General features: G+C 62.6%; 10 protein-coding genes and 1 pseudogene. 5 read left to right on the top strand and 6 right to left on the bottom strand.

What is annotated here, in order from left to right; genetic code table 11:
- Positions 1 to 119: 119 nt before the first annotated feature.
- Together BC1002_RS32865 and BC1002_RS32855 are read left to right on the top strand one after the other, a co-directional pair.
- On the top strand, positions 120 to 2,060 hold the full coding sequence (locus BC1002_RS32865; RefSeq protein ID WP_013094293.1) for a sigma-54-dependent Fis family transcriptional regulator: 1,941 nt from the start codon (positions 120 to 122) through the stop codon (positions 2,058 to 2,060).
- A gap of 444 nt (positions 2,061 to 2,504) precedes the next feature.
- Positions 2,505 to 4,286: a hypothetical protein gene (locus BC1002_RS32855; protein ID WP_420798800.1), complete on the top strand. Its 1,782-nt coding sequence runs from the start codon at positions 2,505 to 2,507 to the stop codon at positions 4,284 to 4,286.
- Positions 4,287 to 4,367: 81 nt separating this feature from the next.
- Here the strand turns inward: BC1002_RS32855 and BC1002_RS32850 are convergent, their stop codons facing one another.
- The 4 genes from BC1002_RS32850 to BC1002_RS32835 form a co-directional block, all read right to left on the bottom strand.
- Positions 4,368 to 4,658 (bottom strand): hypothetical protein, encoded by a 291-nt coding sequence (locus tag BC1002_RS32850; protein ID WP_018436701.1) that lies wholly within the window; start codon positions 4,656 to 4,658, stop codon positions 4,368 to 4,370.
- 196 nt (positions 4,659 to 4,854) lie between these two features.
- Complete coding sequence (locus BC1002_RS32845; protein WP_013094290.1) at positions 4,855 to 6,267, bottom strand: ammonium transporter; 1,413 nt, start codon at positions 6,265 to 6,267, stop codon at positions 4,855 to 4,857.
- A gap of 26 nt (positions 6,268 to 6,293) precedes the next feature.
- On the bottom strand, positions 6,294 to 6,632 hold the full coding sequence (locus BC1002_RS32840) for a P-II family nitrogen regulator (protein WP_013094289.1): 339 nt from the start codon (positions 6,630 to 6,632) through the stop codon (positions 6,294 to 6,296).
- A 504-nt stretch (positions 6,633 to 7,136) separates the two neighbouring features.
- Positions 7,137 to 8,021: a LysR family transcriptional regulator gene (locus tag BC1002_RS32835; RefSeq protein ID WP_013094288.1), complete on the bottom strand. Its 885-nt coding sequence runs from the start codon at positions 8,019 to 8,021 to the stop codon at positions 7,137 to 7,139.
- Positions 8,022 to 8,197: 176 nt separating this feature from the next.
- Here BC1002_RS32835 and BC1002_RS32830 point away from each other — a divergent pair, with 176 nt between their 5' ends.
- Positions 8,198 to 9,307: an alkene reductase gene (locus BC1002_RS32830; RefSeq protein WP_013094287.1), complete on the top strand. Its 1,110-nt coding sequence runs from the start codon at positions 8,198 to 8,200 to the stop codon at positions 9,305 to 9,307.
- Between the two features lie 283 nt (positions 9,308 to 9,590).
- Here BC1002_RS32830 and BC1002_RS32825 read toward each other — a convergent pair whose 3' ends face one another.
- Together BC1002_RS32825 and BC1002_RS32820 are read right to left on the bottom strand one after the other, a co-directional pair.
- Positions 9,591 to 10,718, bottom strand: coding sequence for an aminotransferase class V-fold PLP-dependent enzyme (locus BC1002_RS32825; protein ID WP_013094286.1), 1,128 nt, complete (start codon positions 10,716 to 10,718; stop codon positions 9,591 to 9,593).
- Positions 10,719 to 10,876: 158 nt separating this feature from the next.
- Positions 10,877 to 11,125: pseudogene (locus BC1002_RS32820) on the bottom strand (DUF1269 domain-containing protein); the annotation flags it as partial.
- A 207-nt stretch (positions 11,126 to 11,332) separates the two neighbouring features.
- On the opposite strand from BC1002_RS32820, the gene BC1002_RS32815 reads away from it, so the two are divergent.
- Together BC1002_RS32815 and BC1002_RS32810 are read left to right on the top strand one after the other, a co-directional pair.
- Complete coding sequence (locus BC1002_RS32815; RefSeq protein ID WP_013094284.1) at positions 11,333 to 11,995, top strand: dihydrofolate reductase family protein; 663 nt, start codon at positions 11,333 to 11,335, stop codon at positions 11,993 to 11,995.
- Positions 11,996 to 12,046: 51 nt separating this feature from the next.
- Positions 12,047 to 12,994: a pseudouridine-5'-phosphate glycosidase gene (locus tag BC1002_RS32810; protein WP_013094283.1), complete on the top strand. Its 948-nt coding sequence runs from the start codon at positions 12,047 to 12,049 to the stop codon at positions 12,992 to 12,994.
- Positions 12,995 to 13,007 lie beyond the last annotated feature (13 nt).

Raw genomic sequence — 13,007 nt, 5'->3', positions numbered from 1 at the left:
CAGCCTCTGAGACGTTCGTCTCACGCGCGTCGAGTGCTGCGCCGCAATGTGATTGCTCGTTGCGGATGTGCTACAAGACAGGGACTCGCCTACTCGGTGTCGCTCGCCTGGAGCCGGCCATGCCCTATGTTTCTCAAACGCAGCACGTCGATCGCGTACGCGGGGCCATCGAAGGGCGCTTGCCCGCGCCTGCGAATTCGCCGCGCCTCGTGTCGTCGTGGCAGCGCTCATTCGAGCAGTACCGGCTCGACCCCAGTTCCGTGATCGGCCCGCGCGTGCTGTCGTCCGCCGAGCTGCGCGAAGTCCAAGGCAAGGAGGAAGCCTTTCTGCGTGCGTCGGGCCAGTGCCTGACGCGGCTGCACGAGATGATCCGCGTCGCCGACTATTGCGTGATGCTGTCCGACGCGCACGGCGTCACGATCGACTATCGGATCGACCGCGACCGGCGCAACGATTTCAAGCATGCGGGGCTGCACATCGGCTCGTGCTGGTCCGAGCGCGAAGAAGGCACCTGTGGCATCGCGAACGTGCTCACCGATCTCGCGCCGATCACCGTGCACAAGACCGATCACTTCCGGGCCGCATTCACGACGCTCACGTGCAGTGCCTCGCCGATCTTCGCGCCGACCGGCGAGCTGATCGGCGTGCTCGATGCATCGGCGATTCGATCGCCCGACAACCGCGACAGCCAGGGGCTGGTTTTTCAACTGGTGCGGCAAAGCGCGAGTCTGATCGAGGATGGCTATTTCCTGAACCAGACCGCACAGCACTGGGTCCTGTTCGGCCATCAAAGCCGCCATTTCGTCGAAGCGCAACCCGAAGCACTGATCGCATTCGACGAATGCGGCAACATCGCCGCCGCAAACCGCAAGGCGCACGAGAGCATCGCGGGCCTCGACGGTCCGCGTCACATCGACGAGATATTCGATACGTCCGAGGTCCGTCTGCACGACGTCGCGCGCACCGACATGATCGTGGCGCTGCGGCTGCGCGCGACCGGCGCGATGCTGTATGCGCGCATTCGCGCGCCGATGAGACGCGCGGCTCGCCCGCTCGCCACGACACGGCCGGGCGATGTGCACGCCGATAGCAGCATCGGCGCAATGAGCCGCTTTCTGCACAGCTCGGACGAACGGATCGCGCGCAATGCGGAAGTCGCGTTGCGGATCGCCGGCAAGCGGCTGCCGGTTTTGCTGCTTGGCGAAACCGGAGTCGGCAAGGAAGTGTTCGCGCACGCGGTGCACGACTCGGGTTCGCGGCGTACGCGGCCGTTCGTCGCCGTGAATTGCGGTGCGATTCCGGAGCCGCTGATCGAGAGCGAACTGTTCGGTTATGCGCCCGGCGCGTTCACCGGCGCGCGCAGTCGCGGCGCACGCGGCAAGATCGCGCTCGCGCACGGCGGCACGCTGTTTCTCGATGAAATCGGCGACATGCCGCTCGGCCTGCAAACACGGCTGCTGCGCGTGCTCGCCGAGGGCGAAGTGGTGCCGCTCGGCGGCGACGCGCCGGTGCGCGTCGATATCGACGTGATCTGCGCGACGCACCGCGATCTGGTGCAGATGGTCGAAGCGGGAACGTTCCGCGAAGATCTCTACTATCGACTCAGCGGCGCGACGCTGCGGATGCCGCCGCTGCGCGAGCGCACCGACATCCGCGATGTGATCGATACGGTGTTCAACGAGGAAGCACAGGCGGCCAGCCATGTGCTGATGCTCGATCCGCAATTCGCCGAGCGTCTTGCCGCTTTCTCGTGGCCCGGCAATATCCGGCAGCTGCGCAACGTGCTGCGCTATGCGTGCGCGGTCTGCGATTCGGCTCGCGTCGAGTTGCGGCACGTGTCGCCGGACTTCGCCGCGCAACTCGCACCCGCCGCGACGCCCGCTCTCGCGGCGGACTTCACGTCGCCGGCCAGCGCCGACGACGAGCGGGCCAGGATCGTTGCGGCACTCACGCGTTGCCAGTGGCGGCCCAATGCCGCCGCGCAGGTGTTGGGCATATCGCGCGCGACGCTGTACCGGCGCATCGCGCGGCTGGGCATCGTCGGGCCGCATCGCACATAGGCGGCATCAACACTGAATTCTCGGCTGTCGCCGGCATCCGCATCGTTCGTGTTCGACAAGCAGAACGCGATCTGTTACTGGGCCGCGCACGCGGCTTGGCAATGCTGTCGATCTACCGGTAGCGAAACGCGGTGGCCATCCACGCCCGCCGCCGCCCAGACATCGTCCAATTCCCCCTCCTCACCCGGAGAGTGAAATCTTTCCGCAGTCCGTCCATTGCGAGCGAAAAGAATTTATTTCCGAACAACCCTGCTCCCACGTGCAATTTGTGCCGACACACAGGCATGACTTGCCGGACTCAGTGATCGGTCGCCACGAAAGACCATCCACTACCGCACATCGAATGTCCTGAACGGCTCACGCGACGCACTCGCGACCCGCAGGACTCCCCAACTCTCTCCCGATTTTCTCGTGGGCCGCCTCGCGGCAGCCCGCGCTATTGTCATGATTGGTCGACGTCAATTTCTTGGTTGTCTTTCTGCGCTCGGCGGAAGCGTCGTATTGAGCGCATGCGGCGGCGGTGGTAGTAGTGGCACGCCGGATGCCGGCGGTTCTTCCACGGGCAATTCCGCGAGTCCGTCGGGCACCGCAGCACCCTCTACCGGCACAGCAACCTCCGGCATCGCGGCCTCGACGGGCACGACTGCCGCAAGTATTCCGATCTCGACGGGTAATGCGACCCCCGTGGCGAACGGCTCGTCACCGACGCCATCGAGTGGGACTGGGCCCACCGATACATCCGGCTCGACCTCGGGCGCCAGCTCCGGCTCTGCATCGGAGCCGAACTCGGGGTCGCCCGGCAACGCTTCGAACGCTTCGCCACAGAACACGACGATCCCGCCGGCGACGGTGATCATCGACAGTCAGAACGCGTCGTGGACCCTGGTCGGCGGGTCTGTCTACAGGAACGGCGTCGCCGCGGGCAACACCTACAACGTTTCGTTGATCCTCTGGTACGGGAATGCGATCTATCACGAGGGAACCGGCGGTCAGTTTTACGGATGGAATGGGACGACATGGCGATCGTGCAATGACCCGCGCTTGGGCGGCACCTCGGCCGACGGCGCCATGATCCCGCCCGCGACGTATCTGATCGACAAGGCCGGCTCGATATGGACCGTTGAGAATGGCGTCGTGTACCGCAATCGCACTGCCGTCGGCACGATGTCGGATGCGACGCTTCTGCTGTGGTACGGCGGTAAGTTCTGGGCACAATCGACCGGCGGTCAGTTCTATGTATGCGGCGGTGCCGATCAATGGTTGCCGTGCAACGATCCGCGCATCGCGACCGCGGCACCGGCCGGCTCGTTTCACGGTATCAACGGGCATTACGACTACCGGTATTCGACGTCACAGATCGTATCGATCATGCAAGCCCTCGGCTGCTCGACGTACCGGCTCAGCTGTACCGACTACGCACCGCAACTCGCCAAGGTCGTGGCGTTGGCACAAGCATTCCAGCCCGCGGGCCTGAAGCTTTTCGTGCTGGTGGACGTCGGCATCTACGACGGTAACGGCAACCTGTTCACGAGCGAATCGGCGGCCTATACGCGGGGCTTCAATTGCGCGGTCGCTGTCGCGTCGGCATTGCAACCCCACGGCGTGACCATGTATGAATGCGGTAACGAGCTGACGCGCGCGAATGGGATCATTCTCGACTCGACCAACGCGGGAACGAACGTCGTCGACTTCAACAATGCGAACTGGCCGCTGATGCGCGGCGTGATGCGCGGCATGATCGACGGAGTGAAGTCGGTGCAGGCGGATGCCAAATGCGGCGTCAACTTTTGTGTTGCCGATACCGGCGCATCCGACGCTCTGTGGGATGGCAAGCAGCCCGACGGCACGAGCGGCCATCCGACCGTGAGGTGGGACCTGACTACATGGCACAACTACGAGGTGTATGGCGACATCTTCGACATCGGCACCGACGGGTCCGGCCCGGGCTTCGATTTGCCCACCTATTGCAAAGCCCGATATGGCGTCCCGTTCGTGATCTCGGAATGGAACACTGGACCGGAGAAGACCGAGGCGTATCGGGCCAACTACATCAGCTCGCGTCTGCTCACTTATTATCAGGCGAGAAAGACGAAGAACATCCAATCGGCGATGTATTACGAGCTCGATAGCGGGGACTCCACCTACGGCCTGATGATCGACGGCACGGCGCTTGCGCTTCCGTATAACGCATTCGCGAGTTTTATCGCGAGTCATGCCGATAGCTGAGCGTATGTGGCGACGCGGCTGCGTTCATGCTTCACGTTACGCACACAGCCGCGTCACTTCAGCTCACGCTTTCCGATGACATTAAACAAGGAGAATGGCCACTAACTGACCGGCGGTCGCAATAACGACAGCCAGCTCGACCGGATTGGCCAGAAGAAGGCCAAGAAAATCTGAATCGATAGACCGTGCGCGCCATGTCCCAACAAACCCGACCGACAAAATCAGCCCGAATAAAAGGTCGAATCCAAATCCTGCGGCGATCCATTTGTTATGCCTGACGAGATGTTCAGCGAATGCGAACATTGCCAGGAAGGCGATTTGGGATATGAGAACAACCAGTACGGCAATATGCTGCTGATTATCCTTTTTCATTGACTGGCGGAAATCCGATTGCTCGAACCCGGCACGACCTCCCCGGCTTCTGTCGTGGCCTGACCGCTGTAAGCGCCCGGCCCCCAACCGAAGGCACGCAGGCGCCCCGCCTTGCGTGGCACAGACGTCCGCGGGTACGGGCCACCCCAAATAACGGGCGGTGACCGTCGTACCCACTCCATCCGCGGCGTAACCGTTATTCGACCGCCTCGCCGTGCAGCACCAGGTCCAGTCCTTCGCGCTCTTCTTCCTCGGCAACGCGCAATCCCATCACTGCGTCGATCGCCTTGAGCAGGACAAACGAAACCACCCCGCTGTAGATCAGCGTCGTCGCGACACCCTTGAGTTGCAGCAACACGTCGCCGTCCGCGCCGCCGATGTCCTTGACCGCGAACACGCCCGTGAGGATCGCCCCGACGATCCCACCCACGCAGTGCACGCCGAACGCGTCGAGCGAATCGTCGTAGCCGAGCTTGTGCTTGAGCCACGTGGCCGACCAGAAGCAGAGCACACCGGCGACAATGCCGATCACCAGCGCGCCCAGCGTGCCGACGAAGCCCGATGCCGGCGTCACCGCCACCAGACCCGCGACCGCGCCCGACACGATACCGAGCACCGACGGCTTCCCCTTGGCCGCCCATTCGGCGAACATCCACGCGAGCGCCGCCGCGGCGGTCGCCACCTGCGTGGCGAACATCGCGAAGCCGGCACGGCCGTCCGCCGCCACCGCCGAACCCGCATTGAAGCCGAACCAGCCGACCCACAGCATCGCGCCACCGATCAGCGTCAGCGTCAGGTTATGCGGCGCCATCGCTTCCTTGCCGTAGCCGACGCGCTTGCCGAGCACCAGACAGCAGACCAGACCCGCGATACCCGCGTTGATGTGCACCACCGTGCCACCCGCGAAGTCGAGGATGCCCGCGGTAGCCAGCCAGCCGCTCGGCTCCCACACCATGTGCGCGATCGGCGAGTAGACGAGGATCGACCACAGCGTCATGAACACCAGCATCGCCGAGAACTTCATGCGGTCCGCGAACGCACCGGTGATCAGCGCCGGCGTGATGATCGCGAAGGTCATCTGATAGACGAAGTAGACCGTCTCGGGGATCGTCGGCGCGAGATGGCTGACGGTCAGCGTCGTGGCCTTGTCGCCCTTGATGTAGTTCATGCCCGTCATGAACACCCGCGAGAAGCCGCCGATGAACGAGTTGCCCGGCGTGAACGCGATGCTGTAGCCGACCACGGTCCAGACGATCGTCACCAGACAGGTGATCGCGAAGCTTTGCATCAGCGTCGCGAGCACGTTCTTCTTGCGGACCATGCCGCCGTAGAACAGCGCGAGACCGGGGATCGTCATGAACAGCACCAGCGCGGTCGAGGTCAGCATCCACGCGGTGTCGCCGGAGTTGATCTTCGATGAATCGACCGAGAACGGGGCGGTCGGCGCGGCCGGGGCCGATGCAGCGGCATCCGCCGCGGGAGCCGTGGACGCTTGCGCGACCGGCACGGAGGCGGCCGCGGGCGCCGAGGCGTCTTGCGCGAATGCGGGGCTCAGCCCGCCCGCGAGCAACGAGCCCGCCATCAACAACGTCATCAACAGTTTGCGCATCTCTCTTTCCTCTTATCCCAGTGTCTTTATAGGGCGTCGGCGCCGGTCTCGCCGGTGCGGATCCGGATCACCTGTTCGATCGGCGTCACGAAGATCTTCCCGTCACCAATCTTTCCAGTACGCGCCGCACGCTCGATCGCTTCGATAGCCTGATCGACGATGTCGTCCGGGACGGCGACCTCGATCTTCACTTTCGGCAGGAAATCGACGACGTACTCCGCGCCCCGATACATTTCGGTGTGGCCCTTCTGACGCCCAAAGCCCTTAACCTCCGTAACCGTGATTCCAGAGACGCCAAGCGATGACAAGGCTTCTCGAGCCTCATCAAGCTTGAATGGCTTGATTACCGCACTTATTAGTTTCAATTTGTCCTCCGTTGGTCGCCCATCCCGATGCTGGCCGCCGATGACCGTGGCTCAGCGCGCGGGGACGTTCAAAGCAACTGTCATGCCATTCGCACGAACGGTATTGCAGCGGGAGAGTTATCCGAGGAGCCGAGTGTTGGGTCCTTCGGCGGTCAGATGGATGTTGTGAGGAACGGAACGGCATCGGGTGGCGGGACCGTCAGAAGGCTTCGTCGCGGAATGCGGCGTACAGGTGGAATGTGCCCGGGCACCACGGCCGAGCGCGTTTTCCTGTCGCTCGTCCAATACGGGGCATGCGTGCACGGTTTTGTCGCTTGTGATTACAGAATCGTTCATTGACGCTTCCAGGTTGCCACTCGCGGGCCCCGATGTATTGTCACGATCCAGTGACTCAGTAGCACTCACAAAATTTCGAACCCGCTATACACCGGCCCAATTGACAAATTCCGTCTTGACGGTTCTGGTGGCTGGATCGTGAAATCGCATGCCACATCGAATCCAACATCAAATCCGCAAGTGCCGTCCGATGTAGTCGATGAACACCCTGAGCTTCGGCGAAGCGTAACGGCTCGCGGGCCACAGAATCCAGAAAGTCACGGTCTGTTCGATGTAGTCGTTGAGCACGATCCGCAACGCCCCACTCGACAATGCATCACGCACGATGAATGTCGGCAGGAACGCAAGGCCTTTGTCCTGAAGTGCAAGAAAGGCCAGCACTTCGATGGTATTGGCCGAGAACGTCTGGGGTAATTCCGGCTGAGCTTCCGACGCCCCGAGCCGGAACGGCCAGCGTTCGAACTTGCCCGTAGCCGGAAATTTATGCAGCAGGCAGGCGTGAGTGGCGAGTTCGGACGGATGCGCGGGTGTGCCGTGGCGCTCGAGATAAGCAGCGGAGCCGACCAGGACCTGACCGCACGAACCCAGCCGACGCGACACCAACCGCGAGTCGTGCTGCTCGCCGGTACGAATGACGGCATCGAAGCCCTCTTCGATAATGTCCGCCATGCGATCCGACAGATCGACATCGAGTTCGATGTCCGGGTATTGCGCCATAAACCCGTCCAGCGCCGGCATGATGAGGCCCGACAACTGCGGCGTGCTGATTCGCAATCGGCCGCGCGGGCTCCCAGCAGCACCGGAAAGTTCAGCTTCGGCGGCTTCGATTTCTCCGAGAATGCGACGGCAGCGCTCGAGAAACAGCGCGCCTTCCGCAGTCAGCGTGATGCTGCGCGTGCTCCGATGAAATAGCCGCACGCCGAGGCGCTCTTCCATCCGCGCGATGCTCTTGCCAACGGCCGACGACGAGAGGCCGAGTTGACGTCCCGTTTCGGTGAAGCTGCGTGTATCGGCGACCTGCACGAATAGAGAAATACCGCCAAAGCTATCCATCAGCATTTCCCCGGACGATTGGTGGGCTGGCTCGCCGAAACCGCGGCGCGGCTTTCAATTTAGGACATTTCTGTCCGATATATTCGGAACCTTGGCCCATTCTTCTTTCGATCGGTTCCTACACTCTCCTCACCACAGTCGATTGCCATCGACAGCGACTACAACCGGAGAGAGTCATGTTCAAACTTCATTCACCCATCCAGGTGGGTCCCTTCCAGTTTTCACATCGCGTCGTGCTGGCGCCGCTCACCCGCATGCGCGCCGAGCAAGGCGCGCGACCCGGCCCGCTGATGGCCGAGTATTATGCGCAGCGCGCCTCGCAAGGCGGTTTGCTGATCAGCGAAGCCACCATCGCGGCACCCAACGGAAATGGCTATCTCGGCGCGCCCGGGCTCTACGACGACAGCCAGATCGAAGGCTGGAAGCGGGTTACCGATGCCGTGCACGCCAAAGGCGGTCGCATCTTCCTCCAGCTGTATCACGCGGGACGCCAGTCGCACAGCCAATTGCAGCCCGATGGTGCGCAGCCGGTCGCACCTTCCGCCGTGCCGCACGGCGGCGTGGCCTATACGGAAGCAGGCTGGATCCCCAACACACCGAGCCGCGCGCTGACCTTGACGGAAATCGCCGATCTCGTGGAGAGCTTTCGCCACGCCGCGCTGCGCGGCAAAGAGGCCGGCTTCGATGGCGTCGAACTGCATGCGGCCAACGGCTATCTGTTCGATCAGTTCCTGCAGGACGGCAGCAACAAACGCACGGACATCTATGGTGGCTCGTTCGAAAATCGCGCGCGTTTGCTGATCGAAGCGACCGAAGCGGTCATCTCGGTGTGGGGCAGCGAGCGCGTCGCCGTGCGCCTGGGCCCGAGCGGCAGTTGGGGCGACATGTCGGATAGCGACCCGGAAGGCCTTTTCGCGTTCGTCGCTGAGAAGCTCGATGCGATGAATCTCGCGTATCTGCATCTGATCGAACCGCGCGTGCTTGGCAATGTCGACGACGATTCGAAAGACCCGAACCCTGTCGCCGCGCAACTGATTCGCCGGCACTATCACGGCGTGATCATCGCCGCGGGAGGGTTCAAGCGCGACACGGCCGAAGCCATCCTGCAAGCGGGCGACGCCGATCTCGTTGCTTTCGGCCGCGACTTCATCGCCAATCCGGACCTGCCGGAACGTTTGCGCAAGGGTTTGCCACTCAATCCGTACGATCGCCCGACGTTCTTCGGTGGCACGGAAATCGGCTATACCGACTATCCGTTTCATCACGGCGAGGCGCTGGCAGCATGAGGGGCACGAACTGACGCGTAAAGAAAAAAACCGCCCGACATAGTCGGGCGGTTCTTCACGACACTCATGCCGCAAAGCGGCGGGAAATCACTGCCCAGGCGAACCAATCGATGCAGGTTTGAGCGGTTCGGCGATACCACCGTGCACGCCAACCACTGCCTCGACATAGTTTGGCGTCGTCGTCGAAACGGTATCCCACGCGTAGCTATTCCGGTAGGTCCCGGAGTCCTCCCGCCGATGCGGCTGCGAAGGCGAGCGATGCGCACATGCTTCGGAAAACGCTCTAAAGAATACTGTCCAGCGCCTTGGCGAACCTGGCGACCGAGCCCTCGACGTCATGCAGTTTGTCCAGGCCGAATAATCCTACGCGGAAGGTTTTGAAGTCTTCAGGCTCGCCGCATTGAAGGGGGACGCCGGCCGCGATCTGCAAACCGGCATCGGCGAATTTCTTGCCGGATCGTATGCCGTCATCGTCCGTATAGCAGACCACGACGCCCGGAGCCTGAAAACCTTCGGCCGCCACGCTTTTGAAGCCTTTGTCGCTCAGGAGTGAGCGAATGCGCTTGCCGAGTTCAAGCTGCTCCGCTCTCACTTTGTCCAAGCCATATGCTTCGGTTTCCTTCATGACGTCGCGCAGCGTCGCGAGACTGTCCGTCGGCATCGTGGCGTGGTACGCGAAGCCGCCGTTCTCGTAGGCTTCCATGATCTGCAGCCACTTGCGAAGATCACAAGCGAAGCTGGTGCTGGTCGTTGCGTCGATTCGTTCGCGGGCGAGCGGGCTGAGCATGACCATGGCGCAGCAAGGTGACGCGCTCCATCCTTTTTGCGGTGCGCTGATCAGGACATCGATGCCACTGGCCTGCATGTCCACCCAGATCGTGCCGGAGGCGATGCAATCGAGGACGAACATGCCGCCGACCTCATGCACGGCGTCGGACACTGCGCGCATGTAGGAATCGGGCAGCATCATTCCGGATGCCGTTTCGACATGCGGCGCAAAGACCAGATCCGGCTTGTGTTGCCTGATCGCGGCGACCACTTCTTCGATCGGAGCGGGTGCATAGGCGGCCTGCCTTCCCTGATCGACCGGACGCGCCTTCAACACGATCGATTCAGACGGAATGCCGCCCATGTCGAAAATCTGCGACCAGCGGTAACTGAACCAGCCATTGCGGATGACCAGACACTTGCTGTTCGTCGCGAACTGCCGGGCGACGGCTTCCATGCCGAAGGTTCCGCTGCCCGGGACGATCACGGCCGACTTCGCGTTGTAGACTTTTTTCAAGGCGCCGGAAATATCGCGTACGACGCCTTGAAAGAGCTCCGACATGTGATTGATTGATCGGTCCGTGTACACGACCGAATATTCGAGGAGTCCCTCGCGGTCGACATCGGGAAGTAACCCTGGCACGTTCGCCTCCAGTAATTGACGAGTAATAGAATCGAAAACAGATTCTAACGAAAGCCGCTTGCAACGGCATCGGCCGCGACGCCCCCGTTACCCGTCCGGCAAGCTTCGGCATGCACCAGCCCCGAAGGTGCCGCCGATGGCCTCGTCTCGACTGCTTCTCACGGGAAGATCGGTGTCGTGGGCTCCGCGCCTTCGAGATCGGCCTTCGGGACATGCTGCGCTCCGCCCGCAATGGCGAGCTCCGCGGGAGGAAACGCCAGCGCCACGAGGCCAACGAGCGCTCCGGTCGCACCGTCTAGCGCCACGCCCCTTTCGAGCGAGTGCACGACGTCGCTGCTTTGCAGCAAAGTTGCCTCGGGCAGCTCTTCGAGTGCGACGCTGTGATTGGCGAGAACATGGATGTGTCGCCGCGGGAGGATGCTGTTTATCGTACGCCTGCCGCCGGCAATCCTGTGCGCGGATGATCACTGCTGTATGCCCGTTTGCAAATTCAGAAAATTCTCTTGAAGACGTATCGTTAAGCATAATTCTGCTGCCAGACTATTTCGCGTGGTTCCTGAAACCACGCATATTTACGGTCCACATTACGTTAGGCGTCCAATCGGAGGGAAACGATGACACGCGTTCGCGTTCAGGGCTTCACCATCTCGCTCGACGGATACGGTGCAGGCCCGAATCAGGACATCAACAATCCACTCGGCGTTGGCGGGACGGAATTGCACCAGTGGCTAGTCCCAACACGCACGTTCCAGCGAGCCTTGTTCGGCAACGACGGCGGTACGACTGGGGTTAACGATGATTTCGCCGCCCGTGGCTTTCAGAATGTCGGGGCCTGGATTCTTGGACGGAATATGTTCGGACCCATTCGGGGGGACTGGCCGGACACGAACTGGAAAGGCTGGTGGGGCGACAGTCCCCCGTATCACGTCCCGGTGTTCGTCTTGACCCATCATGCGCGTGCCCCCATCGAGATGGCAGGCGGCACGACGTTCCACTTCATCACGGGGGGCATTCGCGAGGCGCTCGACCGTGCACGCGAGGCCGCCGCCGGCATGGACGTGCGGATCGGCGGCGGGCCAGAGACGATCCGGCAGTATCTCCGTGAGGGCCTCATCGATGAACTGCACGTTGCTATCGCGCCGGTCCTGCTCGGCCGGGGAGAATCGCTGTTCGAAGGGGTCGATTTGCGGGCTCTGGGATACGAATGCGTTGAATTCGTAGCGGCGGAGAAGGCCACCCATGTCGTTCTACGGCGCCAAGGACACACGGGCGCCTAAACCGGTCCTGCACCGCATGATGCAGTGATTCGCACCACCGAAAGGATCGAAATGGTTGCCAACCTTGCACGCTCCTGGTTGAGCTGGAGCGCGCCTGCGGCCGCTGCGCAAGCCGCAGGCCGCCCGCTCGTGGCGCTGGAATCGACCATCATCGCCCATGGCATGCCCTACCCGGAAAACGTACGCACCGCGCGCGAAGTGGAGGCCTTGATCCGTGACGCGGGCGCCGAGCCGGCGACGATCGCGCTGATCGGCGGGCGAATCCACATCGGCCTCTCGGATGACGAACTGGAAATGATCGGCCGTTCCGATCACGTACATAAGGTCAGCCGTCGTGACCTGCCGGCCGTGCTGGCGAGGGGCGGCCTGGGCGCCACGACCGTGGCTGGCACGATGATCTGCGCGGCGCTGGCCGGCATCGAGGTCTTCGTCACCGGAGGCATTGGCGGCGTACACCACGGGGCGCAGGACACCTTCGACATCTCGGCCGACCTGCAGGAACTGGCGAAGACCTCGGTTGCGGTGATCTGCGCCGGTGCGAAGTCCATTCTGGACATCGGGCTGACCCTGGAATACCTGGAAACCCACGGCGTGCCGGTGCTCAGCTGCGAACAGGACAACTTTGCGGCGTTCTACACGCGTGACAGCGGCTTTCGCGCGGACTTCAGGCTGGACGACGCGGCGGAGCAGGCACGCTTCATCCGCACCAAGTGGGACCTCGGCCTCGCCGGCGGTGTGGTGTTGAGCACGCCGGTGCCGGAAGCGGCGGCGATGTCGTCCGAAGAGATCGACGCGCTGACTCAGCAGGCGCTCGGCGAGGCCGCTGCGCAGGGAATCACCGGTAAGGCCGTCACCCCCTTCCTGCTGGCGCGCATCAAGGCGTTGACGGGCGGGCGCAGCCTGGCGACAAACATCGCGCTCGTAAAACACAATGCCGAGGTCGGCGCAAGGTTGGCGCACGCGTTGGCACGCTCGAAGCGCGGGCCAAGCGCGGTGTAACCGCGTGCTATCT

It is taken from the genome of Paraburkholderia atlantica, assembly GCF_000092885.1.
GTDB classification, from domain to species: domain Bacteria; phylum Pseudomonadota; class Gammaproteobacteria; order Burkholderiales; family Burkholderiaceae; genus Paraburkholderia; species Paraburkholderia atlantica.
The sequence above is the reverse complement of the archived record's forward strand: the minus strand, read 5'-3'. Positions and strand labels throughout refer to the sequence as shown.

What these genes read in the sequence shown, in the direction of transcription:
- BC1002_RS32865 (WP_013094293.1), top strand. Translation starts at nt 120, where the DNA reads ATGCCCTATGTTTCTCAAACGCAGCACGTCGATCGCGTACGCGGGGCC.
- BC1002_RS32855 (WP_420798800.1), top strand. Translation starts at nt 2,505, where the DNA reads ATGATTGGTCGACGTCAATTTCTTGGTTGTCTTTCTGCGCTCGGCGGA.
- BC1002_RS32850 (WP_018436701.1), bottom strand. Translation starts at nt 4,658, where the DNA reads ATGAAAAAGGATAATCAGCAGCATATTGCCGTACTGGTTGTTCTCATA.
- BC1002_RS32845 (WP_013094290.1), bottom strand. Translation starts at nt 6,267, where the DNA reads ATGCGCAAACTGTTGATGACGTTGTTGATGGCGGGCTCGTTGCTCGCG.
- BC1002_RS32835 (WP_013094288.1), bottom strand. Translation starts at nt 8,021, where the DNA reads ATGGATAGCTTTGGCGGTATTTCTCTATTCGTGCAGGTCGCCGATACA.
- BC1002_RS32830 (WP_013094287.1), top strand. Translation starts at nt 8,198, where the DNA reads ATGTTCAAACTTCATTCACCCATCCAGGTGGGTCCCTTCCAGTTTTCA.
- BC1002_RS32815 (WP_013094284.1), top strand. Translation starts at nt 11,333, where the DNA reads ATGACACGCGTTCGCGTTCAGGGCTTCACCATCTCGCTCGACGGATAC.
- BC1002_RS32810 (WP_013094283.1), top strand. Translation starts at nt 12,047, where the DNA reads ATGGTTGCCAACCTTGCACGCTCCTGGTTGAGCTGGAGCGCGCCTGCG.